Consider the following 19423-nt stretch of genomic DNA (forward strand, 5'->3'; position numbering starts at 1 on the left):
TCAGCGTCGTCACCGACTGCCCCGGAGCGGCGAATTCCCCCAAAAAAAGTCAGGTTGAAAAACAACGAGCGGTTTCACCGAAACGAGCGGCTTTGGCTGACGCTCCTTGCCGCTACTCGTCTCGTGCGGTTCCAAGTTTTCATTGAAAAAGCCCGGAAAACAGCCTGTTTCAGCTCGGTTCGTACGCGGCGGTCCTTTATATAAGCCACTGTTCATACATTGAAATCGGCGATTTATGCCTCCGTGTGGCGGCGTTGACAGGCTACGCCGCGGCATGCGTATTCGTGGCCTTGGGGTTACGCCAAGCGATGCTGTTCGAACGGGGCGGGGGTTTCGTGAACGACGGCATTGGCGGGGGCGCCGGACGAGCGGGCATTGCAGCCTGAGGCAGTGTGCCGCTCGCTCCTGGCGATTGATTGCGTCCCCCAAAAAAGCAAGTTGACCATCGTTGTGTGGCTGGCCGCACGCAATCCATCGATGAGCCTTTGGATCAGCAAAAAGCCCTTGAAGGGGGAAAACCTTCAAGGGCCTTAAAACATTATTCGAGCGGAATCCTAGACCGAATAGTACATGTCGTACTCGACCGGATGCGGGGTCATTTCGAAGCGCATCACTTCGGCCATCTTGAGCTCGATATAGCTGTCGATCTGGTCGTCGTCGAAGACGCCGCCGGCCTTCAGGAAGCCGCGGTCCTTGTCGAGGCTCTGGAGCGCTTCGCGCAGCGAACCGCAGACGGTCGGGATCTTCTTCAGTTCCTTCGGCGGCAGGTCGTAGAGATCCTTGTCCATCGGCTGTCCCGGATGGATCTTGTTCTTGATGCCGTCGAGACCTGCCATCAGCATGGCGGCGAAAGCGAGGTAGGGGTTCGCGCCCGGATCGGGGAAGCGGACTTCGACGCGCTTGGCCTTTGGTGAGCTGCCGAACGGGATGCGGCAGGAAGCCGAACGGTTGCGCGCCGAATAGGCAAGCAGCACCGGCGCCTCGTAGCCCGGCACCAGGCGCTTGTAGGAGTTGGTCAGCGGGTTGGTGAAGGCGTTGATCGCCTTGGCATGCTTGATGATGCCGCCGATGTAGAACAGGCAGCTCTCCGAAAGACCGGCATATTCATTGCCGGCGAAAGTCGGCTTGCCGCCTTTCCAGATCGACTGGTGAACGTGCATGCCCGAGCCGTTATCGCCGAAGATCGGCTTCGGCATGAAGGTGGCCGTCTTGCCATAGGCATTGGCGACCTGGTGCACGACGTACTTGTAGATCAGCATCTTGTCGGCGTTGCGGACAAGCGTGTCGAACTTGATGCCGAGCTCGTGCTGGGCGGCTGCCACCTCGTGGTGGTGCTTTTCGACGCGCACGCCCATTTCGGCGAGTACGGTCAGCATTTCGGAGCGCATGTCCTGCGCCGAATCGATCGGCGGCACCGGGAAATAGCCGCCCTTGATGCGCGGGCGGTGGCCGAGGTTGCCGGTCTCGTAATCGGTGTCGTCGTTCGACGGCAGTTCCGTCGAATCGAGCTTGAAGCCGGTGTTATACGGATCGGCCTTGTATTTCACGTCGTCGAACACGAAGAACTCGGCTTCCGGGCCGACATAGATGGTGTCGCCGATGCCTTCCGACTTCATGTAGGCCTCGGCCTTCTTGGCGGTGCCGCGCGGGTCGCGGTTGTAGGATTCGCCCGAGACCGGATCGAGAATGTCGCACAGGATGACCATGGTCGACTGCGCGAAGAACGGATCCATGTGGACGGTGTCCGGATCGGGCATCAGCACCATGTCGGACTCGTTGATGGCCTTCCAGCCGGCGATCGAGGAGCCGTCGAACATGACACCGTCGGCGAACATGTCTTCCTCGACCTCGACGACATCCATGGTGACGTGCTGCAGCTTGCCCTTCGGGTCGGTGAAGCGCAGGTCGACGAATTTCACGTCGTTGTCCTTGATCTGCTTCATGATGTCTTTGGCTGTCGTCATGTCATGTAATCCCTGTGTGCTGACGTTTTTTGATGGATGACGTTTCTTAGAGGATGGCCGGCTCGGATCAAACCGCGTCCATTCCGGTTTCGCCGGTGCGGATGCGCACCACTTCCTCGATGTTGGAGACGAAGATCTTGCCGTCGCCGATGCGGCCGGTCTGGGCCGCCTTGCGGATAGCCTCGATCGCGCCTTCCACGGCATCGTCGCCGAGCACGACCTCGATTTTCACCTTGGGCAGGAAGTCGACGACATATTCGGCGCCGCGGTAGAGTTCGGTATGACCCTTCTGGCGGCCGAAGCCTTTGGCCTCGGTCACGGTAATGCCTTGCAGTCCGGCCTCCTGAAGCGCTTCCTTCACTTCGTCCAGCTTGAATGGCTTGATGATCGCTTCGATCTTTTTCATGTAAAAAGTGGCCTCCACTGCCAAAAAAACGGGTTGTGAGCCCCCGCTTGCGCCTCAATCAAGCACGAACTGTGCCAGTCGAAGGGAACAGAAGCGGTGTCATACGATTTCAAAGTCATGTCACCCCCATATGCAAATTCGCGTCATTCGCTGCATCGGAAGCGGCATAGATGGCTGCAGCCTACCCGGCACGACTGTGCATGTCTGCCCAATATTCGGGCAAATTGCTCATCTTGCGGGCAGATCGGTGCCTGCAATCCTCGCGCCGATCGACGTGCTCATGACAGCGCCAACTCCTCCCCGTTTGCGTCGAGCCGAAAACTGGACAATGCTTGATCGAATGCGGATCGGCAATCCATGAGCCACGAACTTCTTACCTCCGCCGAGATGGGCGAGGCGGATCGGCTGACAATTGCAGCAGGTCCAACCGACGGCGTTGGATTGATGCGCCGTGCCGGGCAGGCCGTCGCGACCGAAGTGCTCAGCCGCTATCCCTCGGCAGCGCATGTCCATGTGTTATGCGGCCCGGGCAACAATGGCGGCGACGGTTATGTCGTCGCTCGCATTCTGGCCGGCAGCGGTGTCGCCACCACGGTCTGGACGTCTGGCCCGCCGAGGCCGGGTAGCGACGCGGCAGTCGCCGCCGCGGAATGCCCCATCAAGCCCCGACCGCTATCGGACTTTGATCCCGGTCCCCGCTCGATCGTGGTCGATGCGCTTTATGGGGCAGGGCTGTCCAAGCCGCTGTCCGGCGAAGCCGCCAGGGCGGTCAATCTGGCCGCCAAGCTGCATTTGCGGGTTGTCGCCGTCGACCTGCCTTCCGGCATTTCCGGTGACAGCGGCAAAGTGCTCGGAACGTCGTTTTCAGCAGACCTCACAGTGACCTTCGCGCGCAAGAAACCCGGCCATCTGCTGCTGCCGGGCCGGGAAAGATGCGGCGAGATCGTGCTTGCCGATATCGGCATAGTGGCGGAGATCATCGCAAGGCTGCAGCCCCGCACGTTCGAGAACGGACCAGCGCTTTGGCAGCGCGAGTTGCCGGTGCCGGCCATCGATGCCCACAAATACAAGCGCGGTCATGTCGGCGTCTTTTCCGGCGGGCCGAGCGCCACAGGCGCCGCGCGGCTCTCAGCCCTTGCCGCTGCCCGAAGCGGGGCAGGGGCGGTGACGGTGCTGTCGCCGGGCAACGCCATGCAGGTCAATGCCGCGCACCTGACCTCGATCATGCTGCGCAAGGCCGACGAAGCTGCCGACATTGAAGCATTCGTCAGGGAGCGCCGGCTATCGGCGTTTGTGCTCGGACCCGGCTTTGGCATCGGTGAGAAAACCCGGGCGTTCGCACTTGCGCTACTCGCGTCGGGCAAGCCGGCGGCCGCGTCCGCCGGAATTGACGGCCTTGTCTTCGACGCCGACGCGATCACCTCGTTTCGTGAGGCGCCGGATGTCTTGTTCGAAGCCGCCCGCAGGCCGGACGCGCCCGCGCTGGTGATGACACCGCACGAAGGCGAATTCGCCAGGCTGTTCGCGGACATCGCCGATGACGACGTCTCGTCCAAGCTGGACAAGGCACGCGCGGCGGCAGCGCGCGCCAATGCCGTCATCGTCTACAAGGGCGCCGACACGGTGATCGCCGCTCCCGACGGCCGGGCAGCGATCAATGCCAACGGCGCGGCCTGGCTTGCCACCGCAGGATCGGGCGATGTGTTGTCCGGCGTCACGGCCGGATTGCTTGCCCAAGGCATGCCGGCTTTCGAAGCGGCCTGCGCGGCGGTCTGGATCCATGCCGAGGCCGGCAGCAGGTTCGGACCAGGATTGATCGCCGAGGATTTGCCGTTGGCGACGGTGCCGGTGCTGCGCGAATTGGTGGCTGCCGGAGGAGGGCGCTGTTCAACCGCACTTGAGCGATGACCTCGATGCGTTCACAGCGGGATGTTGTCGTGCTTCTTCCAGGGGTTCTGGATATCCTTGTTGCGCAGCATGCGAAGCGCCCGGGCCATGCGGCGGCGGGTCGAATGCGGCATGATCACCTCGTCGACATAGCCGCGCTCGGCGGCCACGAAAGGCGACAGGAAGCGGTCCTCGTAAGCCTTTGTATGGGCCGCGATCTTTTCGGCATCGCCGATGTCCTTGCGGTAGATGATCTCGACCGCGCCTCTCGCCCCCATGACGGCGATCTGCGCCGTCGGCCAGGCATAGTTCATGTCGCCGCGCAGATGTTTTGACGCCATCACATCATAGGCGCCGCCATAGGCCTTGCGGGTGATGACGGTGATCTTCGGCACGGTCGCCTCGGCATAGGCGAAAAGCAGCTTGGCGCCGTGCTTGATCAGCCCGCCATATTCCTGCGCCGTGCCCGGCAAAAAGCCTGGAACATCGACAAAGGTGACGATGGGAATAGAAAAACAGTCGCAGAAGCGCACGAAGCGCGCCGCCTTGCGGCTGGCGTCGGAATCGAGCACGCCGGCCAGCACCATCGGCTGGTTGGCGACAAAGCCAACGGTACGGCCTTCGACCCGGCCGAAACCGGTGACGATGTTCTTGGCAAAACTCTGCTGGATCTCGAAGAAGTCACCTTCGTCGGCGACTTTCAGGATCAATTCCTTGATGTCGTAAGGCTTGTTGGCGTTGTCGGGGATCAGCCGGTCGAGCGACATGTCATGGTCGGTGACCGACTGATAGCATTCGATCTCGGGGATCTCCGACGTGTTGGAAGCTGGCAACAGGTCGATCAGCCGCCGCATCTGCAAGAGCGCCTCGACGTCATTGTCATAGGCGCCGTCGGCGATCGAGGACTTCGTCGTGTGCACCGACGCGCCGCCGAGGCTCTCGGCGGTCACCGTCTCATTGGTTACGGTCTTCACCACGTCCGGTCCGGTGACGAACATGTAGGAGGTGTCGCGCACCATGAAGATGAAGTCGGTCATGGCGGGCGAATAGACGTCACCGCCGGCGCATGGGCCCATGATGACCGAAATCTGCGGAATGACGCCGGACGCAAGCACGTTGCGCTGAAAGATCTCGGCATAGCCGCCGAGGGCTGCCACGCCCTCCTGGATACGCGCCCCGCCGGCATCGTAGAGGCCGATGATTGGCGCACGGTTGCGCAACGCCATCTCCTGCACCTTGATGACCTTCTCGGCATGGGCTTCCGACAGCGAACCGCCGAACACGGTGAAATCCTTGGCGAAGAGGTAAACGGGACGGCCATTGACCGTGCCCCAGCCGGTGACGACGCCATCGCCGGCGATCTTTGTCTTCTCCATGCCGAAATCGGTCGAGCGGTGCTCGACATACATGTCGAATTCCTCGAACGAGCCTTCGTCGAGAAACACTTCGATGCGTTCGCGCGCGGTGAGCTTGCCCTTCTTGTGCTGCGCATCGATACGGGCCTGGCCACCACCCATGCGGGCGATGTCGCGCCGCCGCTCGAGTTCCTTCAGCACGTCCTTCATCGTTCGATCCCCAAAATCGGAAGCTGCGTTTGTGGTAATGATGCCGGTCGGGGAGTGCAAGCGTCGGCTTTTTGGCTGGTTTTTGCTGCACCGCAACATTGCGCCCCTTGCATTCCAGGCCGAACTCAGCCATATGCAGCCCATAGGCGCTTGGGCCGGGAGATTCCGGCCTTCTCGACAAATGAGACTGGTTGCGTCTGTTTTCCCTCTTTCCGGTATATCGGCCCTCTTCCGATACATCACAAAGTGGCGAAAAAGCCCCGTGGCATGATGCCTGCGGGCACGACAGCGCAGCCGAGTGGACGCACGCGTCCGCCCGCCTTGTCGTTTCATTCAAATTTTCGACGGCAGGTTGCGCCCTGCCGCCATTGACGTTTGCGGCCAGAGGCCGCGTGAAAGAAGATTATTTTGACCAACGAAAACACATTGCCCGGCAACGACACCGCGGAACTCTCCGGTTTCGCGGCGCTGGGAATTACCGGTGCGCTGCTCAAGGCCACCCACAATGCCGGCTTCGCCGAACCGAAGCCGATCCAGATGCAGGCTATCCCGCCGCAGCTGGAAGGCCGTGATATTTTCGGCATCGCCCAGACCGGCTCCGGCAAGACCGCTGCCTTCGCGCTGCCGATCCTGTCGAAGATCATCGCACTCGGCACCAAGCGGCGCGCCAAGACGACCCGCGCGCTCATCCTGGCGCCGACCCGCGAACTCGCGGTGCAGATCGAGGACACCATCAAGATCCTCGCCAAGGGCGCGCATGTCTCGACGGCACTCGTGCTGGGCGGTGTCTCGCGCTTCAGCCAGGTGAAGAAGGTTGCTCCCGGCGTCGATATCCTCATCGCCACGCCCGGCCGGTTGACCGACCTGGTGCGCGAGGGCGACCTCATCCTCTCCGACACCAAATGGCTGGTGCTGGACGAGGGCGACCGCATGCTCGACATGGGCTTCATCAACGACGTCAAGCGCATCGCCAAGGCGACCGCGCCCGATCGTCAGACGGCGCTGTTCTCGGCCACCATGCCGGACGAGATCGCCGAACTCGCCAAGGGCCTCCTGAAGAACCCGGTCCGCATCGAGGTCTCGCCGCAAAGCACCGCGGCGGCAGAGATCGTCCAGGGCGTCGTCTTCGCCCGCACCAAGCAGAAGCGCCAGGTGCTGTCGACGATGCTCGCCGACGAAGCGATGAAGTCCGTCATCATCTTCTCGCGCACCAAGCATGGCGCGGACCGGGTGACCAAGGACCTGGAACGCGACGGCTTCAAGGCCGCCGTCATTCATGGCAACAAGTCGCAGAATGCCCGTCAGAAGGCACTGAATGATTTCCGTGATGGATCGGTGCGCATTCTGGTCGCGACCGACATCGCCGCGCGCGGCATCGACGTGCCCGGCATCAGCCATGTTGTGAATTTCGACCTGCCGGACGAAGCCGAAAGCTATGTCCACCGTATCGGCCGCACCGGCCGCAACGGTATGGATGGCATCGCGATCACGCTCTGCGATCCTTCGGAGAACAGCAAGCTGCGTCAGGTCGAGCGCATCATCCGCACGAAGCTGCCAATCGTTGCCGACCATCTCGGCAGCCCCGATCCCGCACGCAATCCTGCGGAAAAGAACGAGCGCTTCGAACCTGCCAACGATCGCGACCGCAATGGCCGTCGCGACGGCAGGCGGCCGGGCGGCGAGAAGAAGCCGAACAACGGCTTCGGCAAGAAGCGTTTCGGCGACAAGCCGGCCTTTGCCGGTGAGCGCAAGCCGGAAGGTGCAAAACCCTTCAAGGGCAACAACAAGCGCCGCTTCGGCGGCAAGCGTCCGGCCGCACGGGCTGCCTAACGAAACCTCGCGGCAACCGGCCAGTTCTTAACGGTTGCCTGGTGCCGACTACGAATGAAACGGCGGCTGAACATTGCTTCAGCCGCCGTTTTGTCTTCGAACCTCACTTCGCCACCGCTTCGATCCAGACGGCAATCCGTTGCGCCAGGAATGCGGTGGTGGATGGCGATAGCGCGTCGCCGGCAATGACATGGTTGTCTGGATCGCCAGTGCTTTCGATGGGCACCAGCTCATGCGCGGCACCCCAGCGCGCGGCGATCTCACGCGTGCGGTCGGGTCGCACGACCTTGTCTATATCCGAGAAGATGAACAGGGCGGGAATGGTCGCCTTCTCCACCGGCGCGCCATAGGCAAGGTCGGTCAGCGCCTGCATCGGCATCGTCGCGGCGATTGGATATCTGGTGGTCCAGAATTTCTCATGCAGCGCGTTGCGCGGCGCGAAGCTGCGTTCCTTGCCTGCGACGAGTTCGGCGATCTGCTTGCCCCAGGGCATGGTCAGGATCTCGGCGCCGGATGCTTTCACGCCGAAATTGGGCGAGATGAATGCAATGGCCGCCACACCCTCGGATGCCCCGGGCTGCGTCGCTGCCCAGGCCGCCAGCGCGCCGCCGGTCGACGTCGAGATGACGATCACCTTGTCGCCGATTGCCCGGCCGATGGCGAGCGCCTCCTCATAGTCGTTGATCCAGGCGTTGACGCTGCCTTGCGTCATCGCCGCGCCGTCCTGCCCGTGGCCGGTGAGGCGGGTGTAGAACAGGTTGGCGTCGAGCTGGTCGGCCACGTCGTCGGGCAAGGGTCGGATCTCGCCCTTCGATGCGGAAAAGCCGTGGATGTAGACGATCGACAGCGGTGTCTTTGCGTGCACCATTGGGTTGGCCCAGACGATCTCCTTCTCCAGCCCGTCGCGGATACCGGGTACGGCAGCCTCCACTTTTGCCACATAGGCCTGTGGGTCGTCGCCGATGGCGGAAGGATCGAAATGGATCGTGGTGTCGACGGGTAAGCGTGGACCCAGTAGGAAGGTCAGTGCAAGGACGGCGATCAGGCCCAGCACAGCAAGCACGATCCGTCGCCCCATCGCAGACTCCACGCAACAACATTCAAACTATGGTGGTGGCCATGAACAGGCAACGGCCGTTCAGGCGGCCAAGCCACCAATCCTGTGGGCATTATTTGTTGGGCGGTTTGCGCTCATAATGCAGCGGGCGCGCTTTCCAGCTGGTCGTCAGGCTGATCACCCATCGGCATAGCGGCCTTGGCAGCATGCCGAGAATTTTCAACGGCCAGCTCGTTCTGTACGGGAACGTCACTTCGAAGCCGCCGGATTTGATTCCCCGCACCATGCGGCGCGTCGCGCGGCCGACCGGCATCAGGCCAGGCATCGGCAGCATGTTCTTTTCGGTCAATGGCGTGTCGACAAAACCGGGGTTAATCACCTGGACGCGGATGTTCATCTTGTCGAAATCATATTTCAGCGACTCGGCCAGGATGTTGATAGCCGCCTTGGTACCGCCATAGGCCGCCGTGGTCGGCCAGCCGAAATAGGCAGTCACCGAGCCGACCAGAACGACATGCCCACGCGCGCGCACCCGCATATGCTCGACGACAGGCACCAGCCCATTGATGATGCCGAAATAGTTGACATCGAAGGAGCGGCGGAAATCCTTGACGACGAGGGACTCTCCGGGTGTCGAGATGTAATTTCCGGCATTGAAGATAGCGAGCACGATCGGCCCGAGGTCGTTCTCGATCGCCGCCACCGTTCTTGCCATGCGCGGCTCGTCAGTGACGTCGCAGGGAAAGGACACGACCTTGCCCGGCATCTGCGCGGTCTCGACGATGAGCGTGTCGATCGGATCGTCGTCCAGCGCTGTCACAGCCACCGCATAGCCTTGTGACGCCAGATCCCTGGCCAGCGAGCGGCCAATGCCGCTGCTGCCGCCGGTGACCCAGGCTACGCCGTGTTTCGGATCGGCCCGATAGAGTGTCATGCTGCGCCCTGCCGAGTTGTTATGTCTTGCTCTAGCGGTGGAGAAATCGAATGAAAAGAGTGCTTCTCGACGCCGGGTGCAAATGAACTGTCCGGTGTCCACCGGTCCCCGGCGACATCCATACACCGCAGCGCCGGAAATGCGACTGGACCAGACGAATTCTTGCCTTGAAACCGAAGCGTTGGGTTTCTAGGGTTTCGGCGCACGCATACAAGGAATCCCGAATGCCCCGTTCAGTGATCGACGCGATCGGCAACACGCCCCTGATCCGCCTCAACAAGGCTTCCGACGAAACCGGCTGCGAGATCCTGGGCAAGGCCGAGTTCATGAATCCGGGGCAGTCGGTTAAGGATCGCGCCGGCCTGTTCATCATCCGTGATGCCGAACAACGCGGCCTGTTGCTGCCGGGCGGTGTCATCGTCGAGGGAACCGCCGGCAACACCGGCATCGGGCTGACGCTCGTCGCCAAGGCGCTGGGCTATCGCACTGTCATCGTCATTCCGGATACGCAGAGCCAGGAAAAGAAGGACACGATCAGGCTGCTCGGCGCCGAGCTGATCGAAGTGCCGGCCGTGCCTTACAGGAATCCCAACAACTACGTAAAACTGTCGGGACGGCTGGCGGAGCAGATGGCCAGGAGCGAACCGAACGGCGCGATCTGGGCCAACCAGTTCGACAATGTCGCCAACCGCGATGGCCATATCCGCACCACGGCCGAGGAAATCTGGGCCCAGACCGGCGGCAAGGTCGACGGTTTTGTCTCGGCGGTGGGGTCGGGCGGAACGCTGGCCGGTGTCGGGCTCGGATTGAAGGCCAAGAGCAAGAACGTCAAGATCGCGCTCGCCGACCCTCTCGGCGCCGCGCTCTACAGTTTCTACACCAGCGGCGAGCTGAAGTCAGAAGGCAGTTCGATTACCGAGGGCATCGGGCAGGGGCGCATCACCGCCAACCTCGAAGGCTTCACGCCTGACTTCTCCTACCAGATCAGGGATGAGGACGCGCTGCCGATCGTCTTTGACCTGATCCAGGAGGAAGGCCTGTGCGTCGGCGGCTCGACCGGCATCAACATCGCCGGCGCGATGCGGCTGGCTGCGGAATTGGGTCCGGGCCACACCATCGTGACGATCCTTTGCGACTACGGGACGCGCTACCAGTCGAAGCTATTCAACCCCGAATTCCTGCGCGAAAAGCAACTGCCGGTACCAGGCTGGATGGAATTGCAGAGCAAGATTTCAGTGCCCTTCGAGAAGGTCACCTGATGGCGCACCGGACCGAAGCGCTGTTTCGCGACGACGCCTATCTCCGCACGGCGGATGCCACGGTCGTCGCCATCAATGAGCGCGGCGGCATCATCCTCGACCGGACGATCTTCTATGCCACTTCCGGCGGCCAGCCGGGCGATAGCGGCACGTTGGAGCGTGCCGACGGCAGCCGCGTCGCAATTGCCGCCACGATCACTGGCGAGACCAAGGACGAGATCATCCATGTGCCGTCACCGGAGCAGGCCTTGCCGGAGGTGGGCGAGACGGTGAAGCTCGCCATCGACTGGGAGCGCCGGCATCTGCTGATGCGCATGCACGCGGCTTGCCACCTGCTCACCGTTGTCTGCCCGTTCCCGATCACCGGGGCGGCGGTTTCCGAGGACGACAGCCGTGTCGATTTTGACATTCCAGACGCCAGCTTCACCAAGGAAGAGGTGACCGCCGGCATGATGGATCTGGTGCGGGCCGATCATCCCATCTTCACCAGGCTGATCAGCGACGAGGAATTGGCCGCGAATCCTGGCTTGGTGAAGTCCAAGAACGTCCGACCGCCTGTTGGCACCGGCAAGATCCGTCTGGTCTGCATCGGTGACAATGCCTCGGTGGACAGCCAGCCCTGCGGCGGCACCCATGTGAGGAGCACCGGCGAAATCGGCGAAATCCACATCGGCAAGATCGAAAAGAAGGGCCGGGAGAACAGGCGCTTCCGCATCCGCTTCGGCCCGATGGCGGCGAACTGAACAGACAGACACCATCAAAAGGCGGCAGGAGAAAAGAATGGCCGAAGACAGTCCTTTTACCGTCGATGCGGACTGGCTGCAGGAACGCCTCGGCCAGCCGGGCCTGACGATCATTGACGCCTCCTGGTATCTGCCTGCACAAAGGCGCGACGCGCGCGCCGAGTATGATGCGGCTCACATTCCTGGCGCCCGTTTCCTGGACCAGGACGCGGTTTCGGATCCTGACGCTGCCTTGCCGCATACACTGCCATCCCCGCAGCATTTCGCCCAATATGTCGGCGCGATGGGCGTTTCGGCCGATGACACCATCGTCGTCTATGATGGCCCGGGCTTTTTCTCCACACCGCGGGCATGGTGGATGTTCCGGATCATGGGTGTCTTCCAGACCTATATTCTGGACGGCGGCTTTGATGGCTGGAAGGCGACCGGCCGGCCGGTAACGACCGAGCCGACGAAGATCGCGCCAAGCGTCTTTCATGCCGATTTCGACGCCGGTCGCGTCGTCGGTCTGGCCGATATGCGCCGGATTGTCGATACAAAGGCAGGCCAGATTGCCGATGCCCGTGGGCCGGGCCGCTTCACCGGCAGCGAACCCGAGCCCCGCGCTGGCATCCGCTCCGGCCACATGCCGGGCGCGCGCAATGTGCCGTACTCCGCATTGTCGGAAAACGGCAGGCTGCTGCCGAAGGACCGTTTGCGCAAGGTGATAGAGGACGCCGGTATCGACCTATCCAAGCCCGTGGTCACATCCTGCGGCTCCGGCGTCACCGCCGCGGTGGTCACGCTGGCGCTGGAGACGCTTGGCCATACCGACAACAGGCTTTATGACGGCTCATGGACCGAGTGGGGCGGATTGTCCGATACACCAGTCGTGACCGGCCCAGCGACCACCGGCCCTACAACGACCGGCCCAGCAACGACTGGCCCAGCAACGACCGGCAAGGAATGAATTGATGGAAAACGGCGTGCTGCAGGACATTGAGGTCACGGTGACTTTTCTCGAAATGCATGCCCCACCGCCCGTCTCGCCACCGGTACCCTACAACCGCCAGGTCGCGCTGCTGAAAACCAGGGACATTCCCTTGCATTTCTATCGCTACCTGATGGACCGGGTGGGACGCAAATGGCACTGGGTGAATGTTCTGAGGCTGAATGACGATGAGCTGTCAGCCGGAATCCACCGCGAGGATCGCGACATCAGGGTGCTCTATCTCGACGGTGCGCCGGCCGGCTTCTTCGATCTCAAGCCGCATCTGCCCGAGGAAGTCGAACTCGCCTATTTCGGCATGATGGAACATGCCACCGGTCAAGGCATCGGTCGCTGGTTCCTTGGTTCGGCGATTGCCGCGGCATGGTCGTATGGGCCGAAAAGGGTGACGGTGCAGACCTGCACGCTCGACCACCCGGCCGCGCTACCGCTCTACCAGAAGCTCGGTTTCACGCCGGTGGCGCAGAAGAAGGAAGTCGTGCATCCCCTGCCTTTCGCCGAGCGCTCGGCCAGCGTCATGCGGCCGTAAGTTCAGCCGGAATCCGCCGCCGCTTCGACGATTCGTCAACGGATTGTCGAACTGATTAGCCGATTAACGATTTCGGTAGCCCTCCCGGAGCTCGAAGGGAGGATCCGACATCGGATCGGCTCATGCACGCTTGGCAGGAATCGGGTGGGAAGCACGGCGGCGAGCGCATAGTTTCCGGTCGCCAGTACCGGAGATCTTACGATGACCATCCAATTCACAGCTCTGCCGACCGAAAATGTCAGGGCGCTGCAGCGCGGCGGCCCCGATGCCTATGGCCGTACGCCCGAGCGGAAAATCTCTGACGGCGACGGGATGCCTTGCCGTCATTGTCTCAGGAATATCGCCGCCGGCGATGTCTATCTCATCCTCGCCTACCGGCCATTTCCAGACCCTCAGCCCTATGCAGAAACCGGGCCGATCTTCCTGCATGCCCAGGAATGCGAGCGTGCCGTCGGGACAAGGGAGCCGCCGGAGATCCTCGACAGCCCGGACTATATCGTGCGCGGCTATGGCGGCGATGATCGCATCGTCTACGGCAGCGGTGGCATCATCCCGACCGGAGCAATTGCCGCACGAGCCGAGACTTTGTTGGAGCGTGAGGACATCGCCTATGTGCATGTCCGCTCGGCGCGCAACAATTGCTATCAGTGCCGCATCGAGCGCGCATAAGATCAAGGGATTGGCGGCAGAAAGTCTCTGTCGCACTGCTGTCGCATAGACGCGCTAGAAAGCCAGTGTCGATCGATTGGCCGACCGCGGATGAACCGGCGGCAATCTCGATATCGAGGAAGCGGGGCTTTGGCTCCGCTTTTTTGTTGTCCGCGCTTCGCGCAAATCCTTCCCGCAACAAAAAAGCCCGCCGGCCAAGCCGACGGGCTTAGACTATTTGCCTGGAGGGCCTAGTTGAACTTGTACTTCGCGCCGATGCGGACGGTCTGGAAAGAAGCCTTGTCGGTCAGCGTACCATCCGGTGCACCAAATTCAGACGAGAAATCCTTCTTGGCGAATTGCGAATAGCGATATTCGAGACCGACGGTCATGTTGCTGGAGACTGCCGTTTCGAGGCCGCCACCCACGGTGAAACCGCTCTTGTTCCAATCGATGATGTCGCCGATCGGATCCGAACCGTGCAGGTCGAAATGTTGGTAGCTGTAGCCACCGATCACATAGGCCAGGGTCGATTCGTTGACCTTGGCACCGACACGGCCCAATGCGTCAAAGCCATAATCGGAGTCGAGTTTGACGGATGCGCCGAAAAAGTCGAGTTTCGATCGTATTCCGGAATAGCGGCCATCGATCTGCACGCCAGCAACCCAGGTGCCGAAATCGTAGTCGTAGCCGCCGCTCAACTCGCCGAACACGCCTTCGCTGCCTAAGCCATTGGCATCGACAGAGCCGCCACCAAAGTCGACGCCCAGCTTGTGAACAGCCGTTCCGGCGCCAAGCGCGCCACCAACATAGAAGCCGGTCCAACTGTACGTCGGAGCAGCGAATGAAGCCCCGCCGCCGTTCTGCGCGCCGAAGCGATAGTTGGCTGCGATATGGAAGGTGTGGGTGGACGGTTCCCCGTTCAACGAAACGCCACCAAAATCGATCAGCGATTTGTCGCCAAAGTTTGCGTAACGATATTCGGTCTTCAGCGTCCAGTTGCCGCGCAGCACGGTTTCCATGCCGACACCCAGCACATAGCCGCTGCGGTTTTCAGTGAACTCCAATCCTTCAGCACCGCCCGATCCATCAAGCTTGAAATGCTGCCAGCTGTATCCGCCGAGCACGTAGCCGAGTGTGCTCGGGTTGAGGAGATAGCCGGCACGCAGACCGACGTCGAAACCGTAGGAGTCAGTCAGGTCGATGTCGGCGCCTGGGAAGCTGATCGACGGGCCGATATTCCCGAAATTGGCATCGATAAAGCCGCCCAATAGGAAGCGCTCTGAAACCATATAGTCGTAGCCCGCGGTCAGTTCGCCGAATCCGCCATTACCGCCGACGCCGTTCAAGTCAAAGCCCGGCACGCTGAACTTGTGCACGCTGGCGCCGAAGCCGCCACCGATGCCGACATAAGCTCCGCTCCAGTTAAAACCGGACGCTTCCACCGGCTGCACGACGTCGGCGGCATGGGCCGCCGAAATCAAGGCCACAGCAGAAACAGCACCAAGAAGAATAGATTTCGCTGAAACGCGAAGAAACATAGCCCGTACCCCTAATCAATAAGCCCAAGATGTTCCTAGCAGGGAGTCGGCCAAGAAGGGTATGGCAAAAATGCAACAATAGGGGGTAAAGTGCCCTTACGGCACACGCTTCGACGGTCCTCTGGGAAGCGGGTTTGGCGCATCATTGCCCAAAGCAAAAAGCCCGCCGGAGTGAACCGGCGGGCAAGAGTGTGAGTTGACTTTTTCCGGGTATATTAAGCCGCCAGCACTGCTTTCGGCTCGACCAGTTCGTAGCCGAGCGCTTCGGCGACCGCGCGGTTGGTGATCTTGCCCTTGTGGACATTGAGGCCGTTGCGCAGGTGATGGTCATCGACCAGAGCCTTCAGGCCCTTGTCCGCGAGTTGCAGACCATAGTGCAGCGTCGCGTTGTTGAGCGCGTGGGCCGAGGTGACCGGCACGGCACCTGGCATGTTGGCAACGCAGTAGTGGATCACGCCGTCGACCTCGTAGGTGGGCTCGGCATGGGTGGTGGCGTGCGAGGTCTCGAAGCAGCCGCCCTGGTCGATGGCGACATCGACCAGTACCGAGCCCTTCTTCATGCCGGACAGCATTTCGCGGCTGACGAGCTTCGGTGCGGCGGCGCCCGGGATGAGCACGGCGCCGACGACGATGTCGGCCGAGAAGCATTCTTCCTCCAGCGCCTCGACGGTCGAGTAACGGGTGTGGACCCGGCCGGCGAAGAGGTCGTCAAGCTGGCGCAGGCGCGGGATCGAGCGGTCGATGATGGTGACATCGGCGCCAAGGCCGGCGGCCATACGGGCCGCGTGCAGGCCAACGACGCCGCCGCCAAGCACGGTGACCTTGCCCGGCAGCACGCCGGGTACGCCGCCGAGCAGCACGCCGCGGCCGCCATTGGCCTTCTGCAGCGCCGTGGCGCCGGCCTGGATCGACAAGCGGCCGGCGACTTCCGACATCGGGGCCAGCAGCGGCAGGCCGCCACGATCGTCGGTCACGGTTTCGTAGGCGATCGCCGTCACGCCCGAGGCGAGCAGGCCCTTGGTCTGCTCCGGATCCGGAGCCAAATGGAGATAGGTGTACAGGATCTGGCCTTCGCGCAGCTGTGCCCATTCATTGGGCTGCGGCTCCTTGACCTTGACGATCATGTCCGACTTGGCGAACACGTCGGCGGCCGTCTTGGCGATGACGGCGCCGGCAGCGCGGTAGGCATTGTCATCGGCGCCGATGCCGGCTCCCGCGCCGGTCTCGACCAGCACTTCATGGCCATGGGCGACATATTCGCGAACCGAGCCCGGCGTCAGGCCGACACGGTATTCGTGGTTCTTGATTTCCTTGGGGCAGCCGATGCGCATTTTCTTCTCCTGATCCGGGCCCTTTTGGGCTCACTCCCTGTAGTGCTGGAGTGAACCATGAATCGGCGTGCAGGTGTTTGCGAATGCGCTTGCGTGGACGGGCCAGTTTCGATATTCGTTGCAAAAAATAGACGGATTTTCGCAGGAATCACGAGAAATGCCGCTCGACAGGATTGATATCGCCATTCTTGAGACTTTGCAGAAGGACGGGCGGATGCCGAACGCGGCCCTTGCCGAGAAGGTTGGCCTGTCGCAGTCGGCCTGCTCGCGGCGGCTCGACAATTTGGAGAAGTCCGGAACCATCCGCGGCTATCACGCCCGGCTGTCCAACGCGGCCCTTGGCCACCAGATGACGGCGATCGTCCACATATCGCTCTCCGGCCAGTTCGAAAAGACGCTGTCGGATTTCGAGGCGGCGATCAAACGCTGCCCCAACGTGCTGTCGTGCCACCTGATGTCGGGCGAGTACGACTATATCCTGAGGATCGCGGCCAAGGATCTCGTCGACTACGAGCGCATCCACAAGGAATGGCTGTCGGCGATGCCGCATGTGACGAAGATCAATTCGTCCTTCGCCCTGCGCGAAATCGTCGACCGGACGGCAATGGGTCTGAAGCCGGAGATGGCCTAGAGCCCTATACTGTGGCCGTCTCCGTCACGATCCGATCCATCGGGATGTCGTGCGGCTGCGGATAGATGGTGGCGATACGCTGCAACTCGTAGCCGACACCGATGACCAGTGGCTTGAACGGCATGGCGGCCAGCGTACGGTCGAAGAAGCCGCCGCCATAGCCCAGGCGATAGCTTGCCGGATCAATGCCGACAATGGGCGAGATGACGATGTCCGGCAGCACCGGATCACCCTCTGCCGGAATCGGGATGTTCCAGACGCCCTTTTCCAACCGGTCGCCCGGTTTGTAGGCGCGGAAGATCAGCGGTTGCCCTTTCTCGACAACGATGGGCAGCGCGGTGCGGCCGCCACGCTCATTGACGGACGCCATCCAGGGCCGCAGATCCGGCTCGCCGCGAAACGGCCAGTAAAGGCTGACCATGCGGCCCGCGATCTCGCCGACAAGTGCATCCAGCCCGCCGGCGATGCGTTGCGACATTGCTGTTCGGGCGTCGGCGGAAACTTCAAGCCGGGCGGCGATTAGCCTTTCGCGCTCGGCTTTGCGCCAACGCCGCACGTCGGTCCAGTCGCTGAGTGGTGCCTGGAACGCAGGGTCGAGCTCGTGCATGAAGCAGGGCGGCGAAGAGTATTGCGCCGGGCCCTGGTTGTCATGATCGTTAGCCATGCCTCACCTCATCTCATGTTCGATGACGCTACACCTCGCGATACGATAGAACATGTGCATTCACGACATGGAACGACGAGTCTCACGCACTATCCTGCCATTGTTGCATTGCACAAGATACCTACATCTAGGGCAGGCAATCTTGCCCATCAGGGGTGAATCAAATGAGCGATGCCAGACATCATGTCGTCGTCGTCGGTGCCGGGTTCGGCGGTCTCGAATTCACCCGCGCACTGGCCGGGGCACCGGTGCGCATCACGATGATCGACAAGCGCAACCATCATCTGTTCCAGCCGCTGCTCTATCAGGTGGCAACCACGGCGCTGGCAACCTCGGAGGTTGCCTGGCCGATCCGCCATCTCCTGCGCAAGCGCAAGGATGTGACGACACTGCTCGCCAATGTCACGGGTGTCGACCGGTCCGGCAAACGCGTTCTGCTCGACGACGGCAGCGCCGTCGCCTACGACACGCTGGTGCTCGCCACCGGCGCGCGGCATGCCTATTTCGGCCATGACGAATGGGAGCCTTTCGCGCCGGGCCTGAAGACTTTGGAGGATGCCACCACCATTCGGCGCCGCATTCTTCTGGCCTTCGAGCAGGCGGAGCGGGAATCTGACCCTGCCAGGCGCCAAGCGCTGCTGACCATTGTCATCGTCGGCGGCGGGCCGACCGGGGTCGAACTCGCCGGAACCATCGCCGAACTGGCACATGACACGCTGCGCGGCGAATTCCGCAACATCGATACGCGCCAGACGCGGGTGGTGCTGATCGAGGCCGGCGACCGCATTCTGGCCAATTTCGCGCCAAAGCTCTCCGACTACGCCGGGAGTGCGCTGGAACGGCTTGGCGTTTCGGTCGAGCTCGGCCAGGCCGTTACGCGCTGCGATGCCGACGGCGTGGTTTTTGGCGGCACGGTTCTGCCGGCCCGCACGATCCTGTGGGCAGCCGGCGTTGCCGCTTCGCCAGCCGCCGAATGGCTGGAAGTGAAGGCGGATCGGGCGGGCAGGGTGTTGGTCGAGCCTGATCTCAGCGTGCCCGGCAGCCCGGAGATTTTTGTCATCGGCGACGCCGCCCACGTGCTCCGGCCCGACGGGCGGCCCGTGCCCGGCGTCGCGCCTTCCGCCAAGCAGGAGGGACGGCATGTTGCCGCGACCGTCAAGGCCAGGCTTGCCGGCGACACCAGCCCGCGGCCTTTCCACTACAAGCACGCCGGCGATCTGGCGACGATCGGCAAGCGCGCCGCCGCCATTGATTTCGGCTGGATCAAGCTCACCGGTTGGCTTGCGTGGTGGCTTTGGGGCATTGCACATATCTATTTCCTGATCGGTTTTCGCAACCGGCTTGCGGTTTCGCTGAGCTGGCTATGGATCTACGTCACAGGCCAGCGCAGCGCCCGGCTGATCACCCAGGGCGACGACGACAAGACCTGACTTTCTTCACCGCGCC

17 protein-coding genes are annotated in these 19423 nt (G+C 62.1%); 9 read left to right on the top strand and 8 right to left on the bottom strand.

Annotation, left to right across the window (positions count from 1 at the left end; translation table 11 throughout):
* Positions 1–554: 554 nt before the first annotated feature.
* Together glnA and FJ936_RS26225 are read right to left on the bottom strand one after the other, a co-directional pair.
* Positions 555–1964 (bottom strand): type I glutamate--ammonia ligase, encoded by a 1410-nt coding sequence (gene glnA, locus FJ936_RS26220; RefSeq protein WP_015317961.1) that lies wholly within the window; start codon positions 1962–1964, stop codon positions 555–557.
* A gap of 67 nt (positions 1965–2031) precedes the next feature.
* The gene (locus FJ936_RS26225) at positions 2032–2370 is read right to left on the bottom strand and encodes a P-II family nitrogen regulator (protein WP_006205430.1); all 339 of its coding nucleotides are present in this window, start codon (positions 2368–2370) and stop codon (positions 2032–2034) included.
* A 357-nt stretch (positions 2371–2727) separates the two neighbouring features.
* On the opposite strand from FJ936_RS26225, the gene FJ936_RS26230 reads away from it, so the two are divergent.
* A complete protein-coding gene (locus FJ936_RS26230) occupies positions 2728–4278 on the top strand; it encodes an NAD(P)H-hydrate dehydratase (protein WP_141907140.1) in 1551 nt (516 codons plus the stop codon).
* A gap of 11 nt (positions 4279–4289) precedes the next feature.
* Here FJ936_RS26230 and FJ936_RS26235 read toward each other — a convergent pair whose 3' ends face one another.
* Positions 4290–5822, bottom strand: coding sequence for an acyl-CoA carboxylase subunit beta (locus FJ936_RS26235; RefSeq protein WP_015317959.1), 1533 nt, complete (start codon positions 5820–5822; stop codon positions 4290–4292).
* Between the two features lie 408 nt (positions 5823–6230).
* On the opposite strand from FJ936_RS26235, the gene FJ936_RS26240 reads away from it, so the two are divergent.
* Entirely contained in the window at positions 6231–7652 is a 1422-nt protein-coding gene (locus FJ936_RS26240) for a DEAD/DEAH box helicase (RefSeq protein WP_015317958.1), read from the top strand.
* 103 nt (positions 7653–7755) lie between these two features.
* Here the strand turns inward: FJ936_RS26240 and FJ936_RS26245 are convergent, their stop codons facing one another.
* Positions 7756–8730 (bottom strand): alpha/beta fold hydrolase, encoded by a 975-nt coding sequence (locus tag FJ936_RS26245; RefSeq protein ID WP_141907141.1) that lies wholly within the window; start codon positions 8728–8730, stop codon positions 7756–7758.
* Positions 8731–8821: 91 nt separating this feature from the next.
* Positions 8822–9643 carry an SDR family oxidoreductase gene (locus FJ936_RS26250; RefSeq protein ID WP_140792829.1) on the bottom strand — a complete coding sequence of 274 codons (822 nt, stop codon included), beginning with the start codon at positions 9641–9643 and terminating at the stop codon, positions 8822–8824.
* Positions 9644–9867: 224 nt separating this feature from the next.
* On the opposite strand from FJ936_RS26250, the gene FJ936_RS26255 reads away from it, so the two are divergent.
* The 5 genes from FJ936_RS26255 to FJ936_RS26275 all read left to right on the top strand — a co-directional run bounded on the left by FJ936_RS26255 (position 9868) and on the right by FJ936_RS26275 (position 13831).
* Positions 9868–10902 (top strand): cysteine synthase A, encoded by a 1035-nt coding sequence (locus tag FJ936_RS26255; RefSeq protein ID WP_140792827.1) that lies wholly within the window; start codon positions 9868–9870, stop codon positions 10900–10902.
* On the top strand, positions 10902–11645 hold the full coding sequence (locus FJ936_RS26260; protein WP_140792825.1) for an alanyl-tRNA editing protein: 744 nt from the start codon (positions 10902–10904) through the stop codon (positions 11643–11645). Before FJ936_RS26255 ends, FJ936_RS26260 begins: the two co-directional genes overlap by 1 nt.
* Before the next feature lie 37 nt (positions 11646–11682).
* Complete coding sequence (gene sseA, locus FJ936_RS26265; RefSeq protein WP_141907142.1) at positions 11683–12594, top strand: 3-mercaptopyruvate sulfurtransferase; 912 nt, start codon at positions 11683–11685, stop codon at positions 12592–12594.
* Between the two features lie 4 nt (positions 12595–12598).
* Positions 12599–13162, top strand: coding sequence for a GNAT family N-acetyltransferase (locus tag FJ936_RS26270; protein WP_140720514.1), 564 nt, complete (start codon positions 12599–12601; stop codon positions 13160–13162).
* Between the two features lie 201 nt (positions 13163–13363).
* On the top strand, positions 13364–13831 hold the full coding sequence (locus FJ936_RS26275) for a DUF1203 domain-containing protein (RefSeq protein WP_140664374.1): 468 nt from the start codon (positions 13364–13366) through the stop codon (positions 13829–13831).
* Positions 13832–14061: 230 nt separating this feature from the next.
* Here FJ936_RS26275 and FJ936_RS26280 read toward each other — a convergent pair whose 3' ends face one another.
* Positions 14062–15351: an outer membrane beta-barrel protein gene (locus FJ936_RS26280; RefSeq protein WP_141907143.1), complete on the bottom strand. Its 1290-nt coding sequence runs from the start codon at positions 15349–15351 to the stop codon at positions 14062–14064.
* A 215-nt stretch (positions 15352–15566) separates the two neighbouring features.
* Positions 15567–16682, bottom strand: a complete 1116-nt coding sequence (ald, locus tag FJ936_RS26285) for an alanine dehydrogenase (RefSeq protein WP_140793731.1) — start codon at positions 16680–16682, stop codon at positions 15567–15569.
* 157 nt (positions 16683–16839) lie between these two features.
* Between ald and FJ936_RS26290 the strand changes: the two genes are divergently transcribed.
* Positions 16840–17313 (top strand): Lrp/AsnC family transcriptional regulator, encoded by a 474-nt coding sequence (locus FJ936_RS26290; protein WP_015317948.1) that lies wholly within the window; start codon positions 16840–16842, stop codon positions 17311–17313.
* A 4-nt stretch (positions 17314–17317) separates the two neighbouring features.
* Here the strand turns inward: FJ936_RS26290 and FJ936_RS26295 are convergent, their stop codons facing one another.
* The gene (locus tag FJ936_RS26295) at positions 17318–17977 is read right to left on the bottom strand and encodes a 5-formyltetrahydrofolate cyclo-ligase (protein WP_140619572.1); all 660 of its coding nucleotides are present in this window, start codon (positions 17975–17977) and stop codon (positions 17318–17320) included.
* A gap of 164 nt (positions 17978–18141) precedes the next feature.
* On the opposite strand from FJ936_RS26295, the gene FJ936_RS26300 reads away from it, so the two are divergent.
* Positions 18142–19407: an NAD(P)/FAD-dependent oxidoreductase gene (locus FJ936_RS26300; protein WP_140793729.1), complete on the top strand. Its 1266-nt coding sequence runs from the start codon at positions 18142–18144 to the stop codon at positions 19405–19407.
* Positions 19408–19423: the final 16 nt, after the last annotated feature.

It is taken from the genome of Mesorhizobium sp. B2-4-13 (assembly GCF_006658535.1).
GTDB lineage: Bacteria > Pseudomonadota > Alphaproteobacteria > Rhizobiales > Rhizobiaceae > Mesorhizobium > Mesorhizobium australicum.